The organism is Streptomyces sp. NPDC048191 (assembly GCF_040652655.1).
GTDB lineage: Bacteria > Actinomycetota > Actinomycetes > Streptomycetales > Streptomycetaceae > Streptomyces.
This window is the reverse complement of sequence record NZ_JBEZMO010000001.1, coordinates 190,525-207,105: the sequence shown is the minus strand read 5'-3', so window position 1 is coordinate 207,105 and position 16,581 is coordinate 190,525. Positions and strand designations below refer to the sequence as shown.

Here is a 16,581-nt window from a genome sequence, read left to right as displayed (position 1 = left end):
TTACCCCACCTCATCGTCCCCGGCCCACCGGCCACGACATCGCTCAACGGTCCACTCTCTCACCCGTCCCGGACGGGTCGGTGCTTTCCGGTGCGGTGTCCGGAGCAGGGTCACTCGGGTGCTCCCGGTCGTCTTCCCCGGCGGAAGAGGCCGATTCCTCTGGCTCTTCGAGGAGACGATCCGCAGGGGCGTCGGGGTTCCCGGGCTGGTCAGGGGCGCCCCCCGCCGTGCCGGGGCCGCCGTCTTCCGCCTGGCGGGCCGCAGCGCGCTTGCGCTGCGTGTACATCCGGAAACCGGCCAGGACGAGGAGGAGTACACCGCCGCCGATGACGAGCATCACGGTAGGAGTGATCTCGGTGACCTTCACGTCGAAGGTGACGGCGTCACCGTACTTCTGGCCGTCCTGGGTGTACAGCTGGGCGATCACCGTCACCCGGCCGTTGGCATTGGCCGAGGTGGTGAACTTCACGGACTGGCTGTGCCCGCCGGAGATCTCGACGGGCTGCTCGTAGTAGGCCTTGCCGCCGATCTTCAGACGGGTCGGCATGGTCGAGGTGAGCCGCAGGACCAGATGTCCGACCGGCTGCACGAGATTGTTCTGGACGGTCACCGGGATGGTGGCGCTGCGGCCGGAGAGCTTGGTCTCCGACTTGTCGATCAGCTTGACCTGGTCGGCCAGATCGTCGAGCCACCGTTCCACGCCGTCCCGGTAGCTGTCGGCCTCGGTGTTCCTGCCGCGCCACGACGTGGACATCTCGCGGTTTATGGCCCGCCCGAAGGGTGTGACGACGCGGGACTGGTCGGAGAGGATCACCTGGAAGCTGTCGAGCTTGTCCTGGGTGCGCGCGATCTGCTCGAAGGCCGTCCGCGGCAGTTCCTGTGAGCGTAGCGAGGAAGGGTAGGCGGATCCGGACGGGATGCGTGTGGTGGCGTTCGGGTCGGGCTTGTCCTTGGCCGCCGCGCTGAGGTCCTGGGACTCGGACCAGTTCCCGCCCTCGAGTGCCTTCACGGCCTCCGCCATCGCCTGCGCCTGGCTCGCCGTGGGCGTCCTCTGCGGGGCGACCACGATGCTGCGCTGCTTGTCCGTCTGCGCGTTCACCTCGAGGCTCTGCGCCAGGAACTCCTGAACGGCGAGTGTGGCCGAGCCGGCCTTCGTCAGGTCCCCCTTGAAAGCCGTGGACAGCCGGGCGTCGGAGACGACCGCCGTCGTGCCTCCACCGACCGGGCGGGCGGCGGAGGGCGTGTACGGCAGTCCGGCGGTCTCCTGCAGGCTGTCGCTGCGTGCGATCACGTGGTCGGCTCCGGCGGAGGTGGCGACCTTCATGATCGACGGGTCCACGGCCCCCTCCACCGGCCAGGCGAAGTCGGTGGTCGGTGTGACATGGAGCACGGTCTTGACGGTGATGGCCGCGACGTCGGTGGCGTCCTTGAGGTGGCTGAGCGAGCCGGTGACACTGGTGCCGTTGTGCGCTAGGGAGGCCAGGTCGGGATCGCCGAAGGGCAGGGCGACGACCTCCTTGCCCGCCACTGCCTTCTGCAGGTTCGCCAGCCACTGCTTGGCGATCGCCTGGTGCTCCTTGGGGCCGCGGGTGGTGTTGTCCCCGTCACCCGGCAACCGGTAGTTGCCGGTCGCCATCGCGTCCACCGAGGCCAGCAGGTCCGGGTCGATCACCCAGGTGACGTCGAGGTCCTTGCCGAGATCCACCATCTGAGCCAGCCGGCCGCCCGGCGCGAGCTCCTTGGCCAGGTCGTCGTTCAGGAACACCGGCGTCTGAAGCTCACCGGCGCCCGTCTTGGCCGTCATGTGGACCGTGGAGATCAGCGGCCACAGGAACGTGGTATTCGTCCTGGTGTCGGCCTCGGACGGCTGCCACGGCAGGAACGTCCGCTTCATGCCCAGCACCTGCTCCCAGGGCTGTGCGGCGGTCTGACCGGAGAGGGAGACGCCGAACTCGTACACGCCGCCGTCGCCGAGGTCGAGCTTGTTCACGGGGACGGAGATGCTGAAGTGCTCGGCGACGCCCGGGGACAGCTTGGCGAACTTCTCCTCGTACTTGCCGCCGACCTCGGACCCGGTGCCGGCCTGCAGATCGTCCGAGTGCTGGGCGACGGTGTCGATCTCCGAGCGGGTGTCCAGCATGGGGCCCACCCGCAGCCCCACGTGGGCGCCGGTGACGGTCTGCTTGCCGTTGTTGGTCACCGTGCCCGACACGGTAAGCGTGTCCCCGTCCGCCGGAGCGGTGGGGCTCAGCGAGTCCAGGGCGACGGACACCGGGCCCGAGGAAGCGGCCTGGGCGGGCGCGGCGGCGGGCAGCTGGAGCAGTCCGGCCAGTACGGGCGCAGCGGCGAGCAGCGCGCCGGTGCGCCGCAGCCACCGACGGGCAGGTGAGGCACTGGTCCCCTGGAAGTCAGCCGCCTCGGCCACGCGCTCGCCCGTCCCTCGTCGTCAGTGGTCGTCGGAATGTGCGTCCACGCATGGTAACGATGCGCGCTGAGGGGAAGTGCCGCGGTCTCCATCACAAGATCGAAGAACAGCGGCGACCTGTCCTCTATATCCAGTATCGGGGGGGAGAGCCTGCGTACGCCGTAAGGGCAGCCCTTGAGCGGGTATGCCGAGAGCTGTCCGTGGCCCCTTTCACCGGGCAGTCCCGCGATCTTCACCCGGGCCGTCCCAGGAGGAAATCGAGTCCGCCCCTGGTCGCCGGGGCACGTACCCTGTTCTGTTGTGCCGAACCCGAACGAAGACACTCCCTCTGCCCTGAGCCAGGCGCAGCAGCGCGCGGTCGCCGAGCTGCTGCGGGTGGCCCCCGTGGCCGACGATCTCGCCCGCCGATTCCAGGAGGCCGGGTTCTCCCTCGCCCTGGTCGGTGGATCGGTCCGAGACGCGTTGCTCGGCCGGCTCGGCAACGATCTGGACTTCACGACCGACGCCCGCCCCGAGGACGTACTGAAGATCGTCCGTCCCTGGGCGGACGCCGTCTGGGAGGTCGGCATCGCCTTCGGCACCGTCGGCGCGCACAAGGACGGCTACCAGATCGAGATCACCACCTACCGGTCGGAGGCCTACGACCGCACCTCGCGCAAGCCTGAGGTCTCGTACGGCGACTCCATCGAGGAGGATCTGGTCCGCCGGGACTTCACGGTCAACGCGATGGCCGTGGCGCTGCCGGAGAAGGAGTTCGTCGACCCGCACGGTGGCCTGGAGGATCTCGCGGCGCGTGTGCTGCGGACGCCGGGGACGCCCGAGGAGTCGTTCTCGGACGACCCCCTGCGGATGATGAGGGCCGCCAGGTTCGCCGCCCAGCTGGACTTCGAGGTCGCCCCCGAGGTCGTCACCGCGATGACCGAGATGGCCGGACGCATCGACATCGTCTCGGCCGAGCGGGTCCGGGACGAGCTGAACAAGCTGATCCTCTCCGCACACCCGCGCAAGGGGCTGTCCCTGCTCGTCGAGAGCGGGCTCGCCGGCCATGTGCTGCCTGAGCTGCCGGCACTGAGCCTGGAGCGTGACGAGCATCATCGGCACAAGGACGTCTACGAGCACACACTGATCGTCCTGGAGCAGGCGATCGCGCTGGAGCAGGAAGGCCCCGATCTCACGCTCCGGCTGGCCGCCCTGCTGCACGACATCGGCAAGCCGCGCACGCGCCGCTTCGAGAAGGACGGACGGGTTTCCTTCCACCACCACGAGGTGGTCGGCGCCAAGATGACCAAGAAGCGCATGACCGCCCTGAAGTACTCCAACGAACTGGTGAAGGACGTCTCACGGCTGGTCGAGCTCCACCTGCGCTTCCATGGCTACGGCACCGGGGAGTGGACGGACTCGGCGGTGCGCCGTTACGTCCGTGACGCCGGCCCGCTACTGGACCGCTTGCACAAGCTGACCCGCTCGGACTGCACCACTCGCAACAAGCGGAAGGCGGCCGCGCTCTCCCGGGCCTATGACGGTCTGGAAGACCGCATCGCCCAGCTCCAGGAGCAGGAGGAGCTCGACGCGATCCGACCGGACCTGGACGGCAACCAGATCATGGAGATCCTGGGTGTCGGTCCCGGCCCTGTCGTCGGCAAGGCGTACAAGCACATGCTGGAGCTGCGCCTGGAGAACGGTCCGATGGAGCACGATGCCGCTGTGGCGGCGCTCAAGGAGTGGTGGGCCGAGCAGGGCTGACGAGGCGGCCGGGCGGTGTTTCACGTGAAACATGAGCCCGGGCTGGCGGCGAAGGGGCGATGTTTCACGTGAAACATCGCCCCTCTTGCCTCTCATCGCCACTCGAAGCGCGCCATGGCCGCAGTGACGCCGGCGTAGATCAGGGCGACCAGGATCACCAGAAGCGCCGAGCGGCCGTCCGGGGGCAACATCAGGGCCGCCACCCCGGCGGCGCCGACGAAGGCGACGTTGAAGAGTACGTCGTACACCGAGAAGACCCGGCCGCGGAAGTCGTCGTCGACGGAGGCCTGGACGATCGTGTCCGTGGCGATCTTGGCGCCCTGGGTGATCAGGCCCAGCAAGAAGGCCGCGACCAGGAGGGGGCCGGTGGCAAAGGGGAGACCGAGAGCGGGCTCCAGTACGGCGGCGACGCCGGAGCACACCACGATCCAGCGGCCGGGACCGAGGTGTCCTGCCGCCCACGGCGTCACCGCGGCCGCCGCGAAGAATCCCGCACCCGACAGCGCGAGTGCGAGGCCGAGCAGCCGGAGTCCCTCCTCCGGCGTCGTGGAGAGCGCATAGCGGCACAGCATGAGCAACAGGACGAGGAGCGCGCCGTAGCAGAAGCGCATCAACGTCATCGCGGCCAGCGCCCAAGCGGCTTCCCTGCGTCGGGGCGCGGCGAGATGGCGGACGGCCGCCGTGAGTGCGCGTGCCGTGTCGGCGAGGGCGGTGGCCATGCGCGGGCGTTGAAGCCGGCGGTCGGGCCCGAGGAGTGCGGGGGCGATGGTCAGGGAGGCCAGCGAGGCGCACAGATAGAGGAAGGCGCCGAGAAGTACCACCGCCGCGTCGGAGTCGGATGCCAGGAGCCGTACGACGAAGGCCAGGCCGCCGCCCGCGGTCGCGGCGAGCGTTCCGGCTGTCGGGGAGAGGGAATTGGCAAGCACGAGCCGCTCGTCGTCCACCACGCGGGGCAGGGACGCGGACAGCCCGGCAAGGACGAAACGGTTGACGGCTGTGACACACAGCGCGGAGACGTAGAAGAGCCATTGCGGGACATGGCTGACCATCAGCACGGCGGTCACCGCGGCCAGCAGGGCGCGCAGCAGATTGCCGTACACGAAGACCTGTCGGCGGCGCCAGCGGTCCAGCAGGACGCCGGCGAACGGGCCGACCAGTGAATAGGGGAGCAGCAGGACCGCCATCGCCGAGGCGATGGCGGTCGCCGAGGTCTGTTTCTCCGGGGAGAAGACGACGTACGCGGCGAGCGCGACCTGGTAGACGCCGTCGGCGCCCTGGGACAGGAGGCGGATGTACAGCAGGCGTCGGAAGTACCGCAGGCGCAACAGGACGCGCAGGTCACGGACGACGGGCATGGGGCACAGCCTCACATATGCGGAAGGTCCCCGGGTCAAGGAACCCGGGGACCTTCACAGCCCTGGCAGGAGCGTTCTCGTGCGAGCGATCGGCCGCTGAGGCGTCTCAGCGCACTGCGCCGTGTCGAGCTAGCGCTCGACCTCGCCGCGGATGAACTTCTCGACGTTCTCGCGGGCCTCGTCGTCGAAGTACTGAACCGGCGGGGACTTCATGAAGTAGGAGGACGCCGACAGGATCGGGCCACCGACGCCGCGGTCCTTGGCGATCTTCGCGGCGCGCAGGGCGTCGATGATGACACCGGCGGAGTTCGGGGAGTCCCAGACCTCGAGCTTGTACTCCAGGTTCAGCGGGACGTCACCGAAGGCGCGGCCCTCGAGGCGGACATAGGCCCACTTGCGGTCGTCCAGCCAGGCGACGTAGTCGGACGGGCCGATGTGGACGTTCTTCTCGCCGAGGTCCCGGTCGGGGATCTGGGAGGTGACGGCCTGCGTCTTGGAGATCTTCTTGGACTCCAGGCGCTCGCGCTCGAGCATGTTCTTGAAGTCCATGTTGCCGCCGACGTTCAGCTGCATCGTGCGGTCGAGGATGACACCGCGGTCCTCGAACAGCTTCGCCATGACGCGGTGCGTGATGGTGGCGCCGACCTGGGACTTGATGTCGTCACCGACGATCGGCACACCGGCCTCGGTGAACTTGTCGGCCCACTCCTTGGTGCCGGCGATGAAGACCGGAAGGGCGTTGACGAAGGCGACCTTGGCGTCGATGGCGCACTGGGCGTAGAACTTCGCCGCGTCCTCGGAGCCGACCGGCAGGTAGCAGACCAGGACGTCGACCTGCTTGTCCTTCAGGACCTGGACGACGTCGACCGGCTCGGCGTCGGACTCCTCGATGGTCTGGCGGTAGTACTTGCCGAGGCCGTCGAGGGTGTGGCCGCGCTGGACGGTGACACCGGTGCTGGGCACGTCGCAGATCTTGATGGTGTTGTTCTCGGAGGCGCCGATGGCGTCCGCGAGGTCGAGACCGACCTTCTTCGCGTCGACGTCGAACGCGGCAACGAACTCCACGTCGCGCACGTGGTAGTCACCGAACTGCACGTGCATCAGGCCGGGGACCTTGGACGCCGGGTCGGCGTCCTTGTAGTACTCGACTCCCTGCACCAGCGACGCGGCGCAGTTGCCCACGCCGACGATGGCTACGCGAACCGAACCCATTCCGGTTGCTCCCTGTGTGTACGAGTGAGGCCCTGAGTGGGTCTCACGTGGCGGTGTCGCCGGGCGTATCCGTCCGGGGGGTTTCCCCGCGACGGGGCAGGCCGCCCGTCGATCCAGTGGTGGTGTCCTGCTGAGCGGACCCCCCGGACGCGGAACCTCTCAGATCCCGCCCGGCCCGCTCGCTCTCGATGAGCTCGTTCAGCCAGCGCACTTCGCGCTCCACGGACTCCATCCCGTGGCGCTGGAGCTCGAGTGTGTAGTCGTCGAGGCGCTCCCGCGTACGTCCCAGGGAGGCGCGCATCTTCTCCAGGCGCTCCTCCAGGCGGCTGCGCCGGCCCTCCAGTACGCGCATGCGAACGTCCCGCGACGTCTGCCCGAAGAAGGCGAAGCGTGCGGCGAAATGTTCGTCCTCGTAGGCGTCAGGGCCGGTCTGCGAGAGGAGCTGCTCGAAGTGCTCCTTACCTTCTGCCGTCAATCGGTACACGATCTTCGCTCGGCGTCCGGCGAGGGGAGCGGCGTCCTCGTGGGTGCTGCCCGACTCCTCGATCAACCAGCCGTTGGCGACCAGCGTCTTGAGGCAGGGATACAGGGTTCCGTAGCTGAACGCCCGGAACACGCCCAGGGACGTGTTGAGTCGTTTGCGCAGCTCATAGCCGTGCATCGGGGACTCGCGCAGCAGGCCGAGCACGGCGAACTCGAGGATGCCGGAACGTCGGCTCATCGTCGCCTCCTCTCGGTCCCGCTGATCGCTCACGCGGGTCTCGCAGTGCCTTCAGCGTCTTTATCTCGCGCTGATGTATCGACTCGATACATCCAGACGATAGAACGGCCTTGCGCAGGCGACAAGAGGGACGGCGGTGAACGGGATCACATCACCGATTCATACGGTGCGGGTTGCCTGATTTGGGGTGAACTTCGGGGCTCGGCTGGTTTTGGCGGTGCGTAGTCTGTGCGGCATGCACAGCACCGGGAACCAAGCGACGCCAGGGGAGCGTCGTCGTCCCCGGTGCAGTACGGGTGAATGCAGAACCGACCACATCCGTACTTCGGGGGGACCGGAAACCAGCCGCCGTTCCAGGCGCGCAAGGGTGCGCCTGCCCGAGGAGTAATCGTTCGATGAGCGAGCACCGTCGCAAACCGCCGCCGCCGCAGGGAGGCGGACGTGCCGCGGCCCGACGCGGCCAGTCCGGCTCGTCCTCCGGTCGCCGTGCGGCACCGCGAGGCGCCACCGGGTCTCCAGCCGACTCCTATGGGTCCAGTTCCTATGGGTCGGATCCCAGCAGCCCCGGAGGTGACGAGCGTCCCTACGGCGGCCGTGCCGAGGCCCGCCGGGCCGCACAGAGAGGCAGTCGCCGACGAGCTGCCGAACCCGCCGGCCGTGGCGGTCGGCGTAGTGGTCCGGGCGGGCCCGCCCGCAGTACGGGTCGTGCGGTTTCTCCTTCCAGAAAACGGATCATCGACTATCCGCGCGCCGACAGGTATGGGTGGCGCCGGTGGATGCCGTCCTGGAGGCTCGTCACGGGACTGTGCATCGGGTTCGTCGGAAGCCTCGTGGCGGTGGCGGGCATCGCGTACGCGATGGTGAGCGTTCCCAACGAGGCCGCGGTCGCCAAGGCGCAGAACAATGTCTTCTACTGGTCCGACGGCTCGGTGATGGTCGCGACCGGCGGTGAGGTCAACCGCCAGAACATGAACTACGCCAGCATCCCCAAGGAGATGCGGTACGCGGTCATCTCGCAGGAGAACAAGACCTTCGAGACCGACAGCGGTGTCGACCCGAAGGGTATCGCGCGTGCTGTCCTGAACATGGCCCGCGGCGGTCAGACGCAGGGTGGTTCGACCATCACTCAGCAGTACGTCAAGAACGCGATGCTGAACGACCAGGCACAGACGTTGTCCCGGAAGTTCAAGGAGATCTTCGTCGCGATCAAGGTGGGAGCCCAGGTCCCCAAAGAAAAGATCATGGAGGGCTACCTCAATACGACGTACTTCGGTCGGGGGGCCTACGGGCTGCAGGCCGCGTCCCGGGCGTACTTCAACAAGGACGCGACGAAGCTGAACCCGGGTGAGTGTGCGTTCCTCGCGGCGATGGTCAAGGGCGCGACGTACTACGACCCGGCGGGCGCGACTTCCCTCGATCCCTCTGCGACTCCGGAGGCCAACAGCAAGCGGGCCCTGGCGCAGATGCAGGACACTCTTGACAAGATGGTCAAATACGGCCATTTGAGCCAGGCGGAACGCGCCAAGTACACGACCCTCCCCAAGATCCAGAACCCTCGTTCGAACGGGCAGCTGGGGGGCCAGATCGGCTATCTCGTCGACCTTGCCAAGGCGTACCTGGTCAACAACCCGGCGACGCATATCAGTGCGGACGATCTGCAGAAGGGCGGCTACCAGATCTACACGACCTTCGACAAGAAGAAGGTCAACGCGCTGGAAGCCGCCGTGAAGAACGTCCAGAAGACGAACATCAAACCCAAGCAGCGGCCCAAGACGGACACCTACGTCCAGTTCGGCGGGGCTTCCGTGGACCCGACCTCGGGCGCGATCAAGGCCATTTACGGCGGCGAGGACGCCACGAAGCACTTCACCGACAACGCCGACGCGACCGGTGCCCAGGTCGGTTCGACATTCAAGCCGTTCGTGCTGGCGGCGGCCATGCAGTGGGGTGTGCGCAACCCGGACGGTCCCGAGTCACAGCCTCAGGACGAGCGCACAACGGCTTCCCCCAAGAGCCTGTACAGCGGCAAGAACAAGCTCAAGATCAAGGAGTACAACGGACAGGTCTGGACCGACAAGGACGGCAACGAGTGGCTGCAGACCAACGACGGTGGTGAGTCCGTCGGACACGCGCCGAACTACAAGATCGACCTTCGCGAGGCGATGCAGTACTCGGTCAACTCCGCCTATGTCCAGCTCGGCATGGACGTGGGGCTGGACAAGGTCAAGGAAAGTGCCATGGACGCCGGCATCCTCAAGGGGAGCCTCGCCAGCGCCCATGTCCCGTCCTTCTCGATCGGCACGTCGGACCCCAGCGCTATCCGGATGGCCTCCGCCTACTCCACGTTCGCGGCAAGTGGTCAGCAGCGTGATCCGTACTCCGTCGTGAAGGTCAGTGACAAGGACGGGGTGGTCTTCACGCACCAGGACAAGTCCACCGAGGCTTTCACCCCCAACGTCGCCAACAACGTCACCGACGTACTGAAGACCGTGGTGGACAAGGGCACTGGTACCAAGGCCCAGCTGCCCGGCCGTGACGTCGCCGGTAAGACGGGTACCACGGACGGCAACAAGTCCGCGTGGTTCGTCGGGTACACCCCGCAGCTGTCGACCGCGATCAGCATGTTCCGGTTGGACGACAACGCGAAGAGCAAGAATCGGAAGTTCCTGGAGATGTACGGAACGGGTGGCCAGGAGAAGATCCACGGTGCCTCGTTCCCGGCCGAGATCTGGCACGACTACATGACCGAGGCGCTGCAGAACCAGCCGGTCATGCGCTTCCCGACTCCGCAGCCCATCGGCAAGGTGCTCAACGCCGAACCGAGTCCGACACCGACTCCCTCGGCCACCCAGAGTCAGACGGCGAGCCCCTCGCCCAGCCCGACGCCCAGCAGCAACACCTCCCCGTCCCCGTCCCCCTCGGTCACCGACACCTGCCAGTGGAGCTGGGGCAATAACTGCAACGGCAACGGCAATGGCAACGGCGGCACGGACACGGGAGGCACAACCGGAGGCACCGATCCGACGCCCACGGTCACGGACACGACCGGGACAGGCGGTAACACCAGAGGCAACGGCAACGGAGGCTTCTTCGGAGGTCAGACCGGTTAGCCGGAGAGCCTGACCGGTTGGCGTGCTTTCGCCCGCCGCGGGTGTTTCACGTGAAACATGGGCCGCCGCACCCCATCAGGTGCGGCGGCCCTCGGCGTTTTCCCAGAGAGGTACGGCAGGATGTGCCCCATGCCCAGTGCAGAGATGACGCCCGCGAGCATGCACGAGCCTGAGCCCGTGCGGCCCGCCACGGCAGAACCGGTGCGGCCGACCAGTGAGGACGAGATCGCCCGGGCCGGCAGTGAGCTGATCGGTGGTCCCATGGGGCGGCGTGCCCTGCTCGGGACCTCCTGGTGGACCCCCGTCCGGGTCGTCGCGCTCGTGGCGATCGGCATGTTCGCCCTCGGCCTGGTCCAGAAGGCACCCTGCTACAACAGCGCCTGGTTCTTCGGCGCGAGCAGCCAGTACACGCACGCCTGCTACTCGGACATCCCGCACCTCTACCAGGGCCGCGGGTTCGCCGACCACCTCGTGCCGTACTTCGACAAGCTCCCGGACGACATGTCCGGCGGCATGGGCTACCTCGAATACCCGGTGCTGACCGGCGTGTTCATGGAGGTGGCATCCTGGCTGACCCCGCACAGCGGGACTATTCAGCACCAGGAGCAGTGGTACTGGTTCGTCAATGCCGGGTTGCTGATGGTGTGCGCGGCCGTCATCGCCGTCTGCGTCGCCCGCACCCACAGCCGGCGCCCCTGGGACGGCCTGCTCGTCGCCCTCGCACCCGCCTTCCTGCTCACCGCGACCATCAACTGGGACCTGCTGGCGGTGGCTCTCACGGCCGCTGCGATGCTGATGTGGTCCCGGAGCCGTCCCGTCGCCTTCGGCGTCCTCCTGGGCCTCGCCACGGCCGCCAAGCTCTACCCCGTGTTCCTGCTGGGCCCTCTGCTCGTGCTGTGCTGGCGGGCGGGCAAGTGGCGGGAGTACGCCCAGGCCGTGGGCGGTGCGGCGATCGCCTGGTTCGTGGTGAACCTGCCGGTGATGCTCTTCGCCTTCCAGGGCTGGTCGAAGTTCTACACGTTCAGCCAGGAACGGGGCATCGACTTCGGCTCGTTCTGGCTGATCTGGACACAGAACTCCAGCACCCCGCTCAGCACCGGCTTCGTGAACACCGCGGCCATGGTCCTGGTGGTTCTGTGCTTCCTCGGCATCGCCGCTCTGGCGTTCACCGCCCCGCGCCGGCCGCGCTTCGCCCAGCTGGCCTTCCTGATGGTGGCGGCCTTCATCGTCACCAACAAGGTCTACTCACCGCAGTACGTGCTGTGGCTGGTGCCACTGGCGGTCCTCGCCCGGCCCAAGTGGCGCGACTTCCTGATCTGGCAGGCGTGCGAGGTGGCGTACTTCCTGGGCATCTGGATGTACCTCGCCTACACGACCAGCGGAGACGCTCACAAGGGGCTGCCGGCACAGGGCTACTACTGGTCGATCGTCCTGCACCTGGTCGGCACGCTGTACCTGTGCGCCGTCGTCGTACGGGACATCCTCATGCCGGAGCGGGACGTGGTGCGCAGGTCGGGTGACGACGACCCATCGGGTGGGGTGCTCGACGGCGCCGAGGATGTCTTCGTACTCGGCGCGGCCGCCCATCCGCCGCGGCACGCGGCCCACTTCGAGGGGCCTCAGGTGGACTGGGGCAGGCCGCTGCCGCCTTCCCCCGAGGACCGTTCGCTCTGAGCGAACACACCGTCGGAAGGTCATGAAGACGGTCGGAAAGCCAAGGAGAAGGCCGTACCCGCGGGATGCGGGTACGGCCTTCTCCTTGTGCCTGGGACGTTGTCCAGGGGTGTTGGGCCGGGGTGTTGTTCCGGGCCCGGGCTCAGTGGTCCACGATTCGGTCGAACTGCGTGGTGGTGTGCCGCAGATGGGCCACCAGCTCGTCGCCGACCTTCGGCTCCGGCGCGTCCGACGGGACGAACAGGATCGACACCTGCATGTGCGGCGGCTCGGCGAACCAGCGCTGCTTGCCGCCCCAGACGAACGGAGAAAGGTTCCGGTTCACGGTGGCGAGGCCGGCCCGGGCGACGCCCTTGGCGCGCGGCATGACGCCGTGCAGGGCCTTCGGGGCCTCCAGGCCCACCCCGTGCGACGTTCCGCCCGCCACGACCACCAGGAAGCCGTCGGAGGCCGCCTTCTGCTGGCGGTAGCCGAACCGGTCGCCCTTGGACACGCGGGTGACGTCCAGGACGGCACCGTGGTACTCGGTGGCGTCGTGGTCCCCGAGCCACAGTCGCGTGCCGATGCGTGCGCGGAACCGGGTCTGCGGGAACTGCTGCTGGAGGCGGGCGAGTTCATCGGCCTTGAGGTGGCTGACGAACATCGTGTGCAGCGGCAGCCGGGCGGCCCGCAGCCGGTCCATCCAGCCGATGACCTCCTCGACCGCGTCCGAGCCGTCGGTACGGTCCAGCGGCAGATGGATGGCGAAGCCCTCCAGGCGGACGTTCTCTATGGCCTGGTGCAGCTGGGGCAGGTCCTGCTCGCTGATGCCGTGGCGCTTCATCGAGGACATCACCTCGATGACGACCCGTGCGCCGACGAGGCCGTACACGCCGTCGACGGACGACACCGAACGCACCACCCGGTCGGGCAGCGGCACGGGCTCCTCGCCGCGCCGGTACGGCGTCAGCACCAGCAGGTCACCGCCGAAGAAGTCCTTGATGCGCGCGGCCTCGTACGTCGTGCCGACCGCGAGCAGGTCGGCGCCCAGCCGCGTGGCCTCCTCCGCCAGCCGTTCGTGCCCGAAACCGTAGCCGTTGCCCTTGCAGACCGGGACAAGCCCCGGGAACTGCTCCTGCACGTGCTTGTGGTGCGCCCGCCAGCGCGCGGTGTCGACGTAGAGCGTGAGCGCCATGGCCGGACCCGGACCCTTTCTCGTGGCTGCCGTGTATCGGGGTGTGAGAGCTGTGAAGGCTATGGAATCAAACGCCCGCGGCTCAACGGCGGGACATGTAGATGTCGAGCGCCTTGTGGAGCAGCTTGTTCAGCGGGAAGTCCCACTCGCCGAGGTACTCGGCGGCCTGTCCGCCGGTGCCGACCTTGAACTGGATCAGACCGAACAGATGGTCCGTCTCGTCCAGCGAGTCGGAGATGCCGCGCAGGTCGTAGACGGTGGCGCCGAGCGCGTAGGCGTCGCGCAGCATCCGCCACTGCATCGCGTTCGATGGCCGGACCTCACGGCCGATGTTGTCGGAGGCGCCGTAGGAGTACCAGACGTGCCCGCCGACGATGAGCATCGTCGCCGCCGACAGGTTCACGCCGTTGTGCCGGGCGAAGTACAGCCGCATCCGGTTCGGGTCCTCGGAGTTGAGGGCCGTCCACATGCGCTGGAAGTACGACAGGGGGCGGGGCCGGAAGTGGTCGCGCACGGCCGTGATCTCGTACAGCCGCTGCCACTCGGCCAGGTCCTGGTAGCCGCCCTGGACGACCTCGACGCCAGCCTTCTCGGCCTTCTTGATGTTGCGGCGCCACAGCTGGTTGAAGTTCTTGTGGACCTCTTCCAGGGAGCGGTTGGCCAGCGGCACCTGGAAGACGTAGCGCGGCTGCACGTCGCCGAAACCGGCGCCGCCGTCCTCGCCCTGCTGCCAGCCCATGCGGCGCAGCTTGTCGGCCACCTCGAAGGCGCGCGGCTCGATGAAGTCGGCCTCCATGTCGCGCAGGCGCTTGACGTCCTGGTCCTGGATACCCTTCTTGATCGTTTCCGCGTTCCAGCGGCGGATGATCACCGGCGGGCCCATCTTCACCGAGAAGGCGCCCTGCTGCTTCAGGTGCGCCAGCATCGGCTGGATCCAGTCGTCGAGGTTCGGCGCGAACCAGTTGATGACCGGACCCTCGGGCAGATAGGCGAGGTAGCGCTTGATCTTGGGCAGCTGGCGGTACAGGACCAGGCCCGCGCCGACCATCTCGCCGGTGCGCTCGTCGAACCAGCCGAGGTTCTCCGAACGCCACTCCGCCTTGACATCGGCCCAGGCCGGGACCTGCATGTGGCTCGCCGCCGGCAGGCTCTGGATGTAGGCCAGATGCTGCTCGCGGCTGATGGTCCTCAGGGTCAGGCTCATGTCGGGGCGCTCCTCGGGCTGGTGTGTCCCCATGGGTACAGGGGCTCCGGCTCTCGCGCCGAAGCCTACTGCGCCTTGTCGGCACCCCGACTGTGTGTGTGGTTCAGAAGAGTCCGCCGAACAGTCCGCCGTTCGCCATGCTGATGAGGAAACCGACTCCCGCGGCGCCCATACCGACCACCAGCCCGAAGCGCTCGCGGGTCGTCACCGAGATCCACTGGCCGTAGATGCCGAAGCCGAGTCCCACCAGCCCGGTCCACGAGGACAGGAGGTGCAGCCCGTGGAAGAACGACGTGATGAAGGACAGTAGGCCGAGGACGAGCGTGACCCCCATCAGAGCGTCCTGAAGCGGACGGTGCTTGCCGTCCGTGGCGAAGAGGGAACCGGCGACGTTTGGATGCAATACCTGTGCCATGGGCACCTCCTGCGGAAGGCGGCGCACAGTAGCGCCGTACACACCCGACGTGTACAGGGTGACTGCCCTCACGACCGGATTTCAACCGGAAGCACGTGTGCGGGTAGTCTGTACCGTCTGCACCGGTGTCTGCCCACGCCTGCCCAGGTAACACTGCGGGATCCCTCAGAGGCCCCCATTGTCAGTGGCGGCCGATACCGTTGCGTACGCATCACGACCCTCCTGCCACGGAACGACCGTGGCCGCTGAGTCCAAAGGAGGTGGGTTCCACATGCGTCACTACGAGGTGATGGTCATCCTCGACCCCGATCTCGAGGAGCGCGCTGTCTCCCCGCTGATCGAGAACTTCCTGTCCGTCGTCCGTGACGGTGGCGGCAAGGTTGAGAAGATCGACACCTGGGGCCGTCGTCGTCTCGCCTACGAGATCAAGAAGAAGCCCGAGGGCATCTACTCGGTCATCGACCTGCAGGCCGAGCCTGCGGTCGTCAAGGAGCTCGACCGCCAGATGAACCTGAACGAGTCGGTCCTCCGGACCAAGGTCCTCCGCCCCGAGATGCACTGAGCCTTCGCGCTCAGCTGATCTCGGGATTCGAGTAGCAAGCAAGCAGCCAGAGCAAACCCGCCGAGAGGTTCCCCATGGCAGGCGAGACCGTTATCACGGTCATCGGCAATCTTGTCGATGACCCCGAGCTGCGCTTCACCCCGTCCGGTGCGGCGGTCGCGAAGTTCCGCGTCGCGTCCACTCCCCGCACCTTCGACCGCCAGACGAACGAGTGGAAGGACGGCGAGAGCCTCTTCCTGACCTGCTCGGTCTGGCGTCAGGCGGCGGAGAACGTCGCCGAGTCGCTCCAGCGAGGCATGCGCGTCATCGTGCAGGGCCGGCTGAAGCAGCGGTCCTACGAGGACCGTGAGGGCGTCAAGCGCACGGTCTACGAGCTGGACGTCGAGGAAGTCGGCCCCAGCCTGCGCAACGCCACGGCCAAGGTCACCAAGACCGCCGGTGGCGCTCGCGGTGGCCAGGGCGGTTACGGCGGCGGTGGCGGCCAGGGTGGCGGCGGCTGGGGCGGAGGCCCCGGTGGCGGTCAGCAGGGCGGCGGTGCTCCGGCCGACGACCCGTGGGCGACCGGCGCTCCTGCCGGTGGCAACCAGGGTGGCGGCGGCTGGGGCGGTGGCTCCGGCGGTTCCGGCGGCTCCGGCGGCTACTCGGACGAACCCCCCTTCTAGGCCTCGGACCGGTCCTGCGGGACCGGCCTGGTCGAGGGCGGGTCGTTACCCACACTTCTTGATCACACAGGAGAAACACTATGGCGAAGCCGCCTGTGCGCAAGCCGAAGAAAAAGGTCTGCGCTTTCTGCAAGGACAAGGTCACGTACGTGGACTACAAGGACACGAACATGCTGCGGAAGTTCATTTCCGACCGCGGCAAGATCCGTGCCCGCCGCGTGACCGGCAACTGCACGCAGCACCAGCGTGACGTCGCCACGGCCGTCAAGAACAGCCGTGAGATGGCGCTGCTGCCCTACACGTCCACCGCGCGCTAAGGGAAGG

General features: G+C 67.6%; 13 protein-coding genes. 6 read left to right on the top strand and 7 right to left on the bottom strand.

The window, feature by feature from the left end; translation table 11 throughout:
• Positions 1-43: 43 nt before the first annotated feature.
• Positions 44-2,425 (bottom strand): DUF6049 family protein, encoded by a 2,382-nt coding sequence (locus AB0D93_RS00955; protein ID WP_362110721.1) that lies wholly within the window; start codon positions 2,423-2,425, stop codon positions 44-46.
• Positions 2,426-2,725: 300 nt separating this feature from the next.
• On the opposite strand from AB0D93_RS00955, the gene AB0D93_RS00950 reads away from it, so the two are divergent.
• A complete protein-coding gene (locus AB0D93_RS00950; RefSeq protein WP_362110718.1) occupies positions 2,726-4,168 on the top strand; it encodes a CCA tRNA nucleotidyltransferase in 1,443 nt (480 codons plus the stop codon).
• 92 nt (positions 4,169-4,260) lie between these two features.
• Here AB0D93_RS00950 and AB0D93_RS00945 read toward each other — a convergent pair whose 3' ends face one another.
• From AB0D93_RS00945 to AB0D93_RS00935, 3 genes are all read right to left on the bottom strand, one after another.
• On the bottom strand, positions 4,261-5,523 hold the full coding sequence (locus AB0D93_RS00945) for an MFS transporter (protein ID WP_362110715.1): 1,263 nt from the start codon (positions 5,521-5,523) through the stop codon (positions 4,261-4,263).
• 129 nt (positions 5,524-5,652) lie between these two features.
• The gene (locus AB0D93_RS00940) at positions 5,653-6,735 is read right to left on the bottom strand and encodes an inositol-3-phosphate synthase (protein WP_362110712.1); all 1,083 of its coding nucleotides are present in this window, start codon (positions 6,733-6,735) and stop codon (positions 5,653-5,655) included.
• 43 nt (positions 6,736-6,778) lie between these two features.
• Positions 6,779-7,456: a helix-turn-helix transcriptional regulator gene (locus AB0D93_RS00935; protein WP_362110709.1), complete on the bottom strand. Its 678-nt coding sequence runs from the start codon at positions 7,454-7,456 to the stop codon at positions 6,779-6,781.
• Between the two features lie 395 nt (positions 7,457-7,851).
• Here AB0D93_RS00935 and AB0D93_RS00930 point away from each other — a divergent pair, with 395 nt between their 5' ends.
• Positions 7,852-10,566, top strand: coding sequence for a transglycosylase domain-containing protein (locus tag AB0D93_RS00930; protein WP_362110706.1), 2,715 nt, complete (start codon positions 7,852-7,854; stop codon positions 10,564-10,566).
• A gap of 129 nt (positions 10,567-10,695) precedes the next feature.
• Complete coding sequence (locus tag AB0D93_RS00925; protein ID WP_362110703.1) at positions 10,696-12,240, top strand: glycosyltransferase 87 family protein; 1,545 nt, start codon at positions 10,696-10,698, stop codon at positions 12,238-12,240.
• Positions 12,241-12,382: 142 nt separating this feature from the next.
• Here AB0D93_RS00925 and AB0D93_RS00920 read toward each other — a convergent pair whose 3' ends face one another.
• The 3 genes from AB0D93_RS00920 to AB0D93_RS00910 all read right to left on the bottom strand — a co-directional run bounded on the left by AB0D93_RS00920 (position 12,383) and on the right by AB0D93_RS00910 (position 15,033).
• Positions 12,383-13,414 carry an alanine racemase gene (locus tag AB0D93_RS00920; protein WP_362110700.1) on the bottom strand — a complete coding sequence of 344 codons (1,032 nt, stop codon included), beginning with the start codon at positions 13,412-13,414 and terminating at the stop codon, positions 12,383-12,385.
• Positions 13,415-13,496: 82 nt separating this feature from the next.
• On the bottom strand, positions 13,497-14,618 hold the full coding sequence (femX, locus tag AB0D93_RS00915) for a peptidoglycan bridge formation glycyltransferase FemX (RefSeq protein WP_362110697.1): 1,122 nt from the start codon (positions 14,616-14,618) through the stop codon (positions 13,497-13,499).
• Between the two features lie 103 nt (positions 14,619-14,721).
• Positions 14,722-15,033 carry a hypothetical protein gene (locus AB0D93_RS00910; RefSeq protein ID WP_362110694.1) on the bottom strand — a complete coding sequence of 104 codons (312 nt, stop codon included), beginning with the start codon at positions 15,031-15,033 and terminating at the stop codon, positions 14,722-14,724.
• Between the two features lie 271 nt (positions 15,034-15,304).
• Here AB0D93_RS00910 and rpsF point away from each other — a divergent pair, with 271 nt between their 5' ends.
• The 3 genes from rpsF to rpsR all read left to right on the top strand — a co-directional run bounded on the left by rpsF (position 15,305) and on the right by rpsR (position 16,574).
• On the top strand, positions 15,305-15,595 hold the full coding sequence (rpsF, locus tag AB0D93_RS00905) for a 30S ribosomal protein S6 (protein ID WP_351601015.1): 291 nt from the start codon (positions 15,305-15,307) through the stop codon (positions 15,593-15,595).
• A 74-nt stretch (positions 15,596-15,669) separates the two neighbouring features.
• On the top strand, positions 15,670-16,257 hold the full coding sequence (locus tag AB0D93_RS00900) for a single-stranded DNA-binding protein (protein ID WP_362110691.1): 588 nt from the start codon (positions 15,670-15,672) through the stop codon (positions 16,255-16,257).
• 80 nt (positions 16,258-16,337) lie between these two features.
• On the top strand, positions 16,338-16,574 hold the full coding sequence (gene rpsR, locus AB0D93_RS00895) for a 30S ribosomal protein S18 (protein WP_003949403.1): 237 nt from the start codon (positions 16,338-16,340) through the stop codon (positions 16,572-16,574).
• The last annotated feature ends 7 nt before the right edge of the window (positions 16,575-16,581 follow it).

Excerpts from the sequence above, each read along its gene's own strand:
- AB0D93_RS00945 (WP_362110715.1), bottom strand. The coding sequence starts at position 5,523 with ATGCCCGTCGTCCGTGACCTGCGCGTCCTGTTGCGCCTGCGGTACTTC.
- AB0D93_RS00940 (WP_362110712.1), bottom strand. The coding sequence starts at position 6,735 with ATGGGTTCGGTTCGCGTAGCCATCGTCGGCGTGGGCAACTGCGCCGCG.
- AB0D93_RS00935 (WP_362110709.1), bottom strand. The coding sequence starts at position 7,456 with ATGAGCCGACGTTCCGGCATCCTCGAGTTCGCCGTGCTCGGCCTGCTG.
- AB0D93_RS00930 (WP_362110706.1), top strand. The coding sequence starts at position 7,852 with ATGAGCGAGCACCGTCGCAAACCGCCGCCGCCGCAGGGAGGCGGACGT.
- AB0D93_RS00925 (WP_362110703.1), top strand. The coding sequence starts at position 10,696 with ATGCCCAGTGCAGAGATGACGCCCGCGAGCATGCACGAGCCTGAGCCC.
- AB0D93_RS00920 (WP_362110700.1), bottom strand. The coding sequence starts at position 13,414 with ATGGCGCTCACGCTCTACGTCGACACCGCGCGCTGGCGGGCGCACCAC.
- femX (WP_362110697.1), bottom strand. The coding sequence starts at position 14,618 with ATGAGCCTGACCCTGAGGACCATCAGCCGCGAGCAGCATCTGGCCTAC.
- AB0D93_RS00910 (WP_362110694.1), bottom strand. The coding sequence starts at position 15,033 with ATGGCACAGGTATTGCATCCAAACGTCGCCGGTTCCCTCTTCGCCACG.
- rpsF (WP_351601015.1), top strand. The coding sequence starts at position 15,305 with ATGCGTCACTACGAGGTGATGGTCATCCTCGACCCCGATCTCGAGGAG.
- AB0D93_RS00900 (WP_362110691.1), top strand. The coding sequence starts at position 15,670 with ATGGCAGGCGAGACCGTTATCACGGTCATCGGCAATCTTGTCGATGAC.
- rpsR (WP_003949403.1), top strand. The coding sequence starts at position 16,338 with ATGGCGAAGCCGCCTGTGCGCAAGCCGAAGAAAAAGGTCTGCGCTTTC.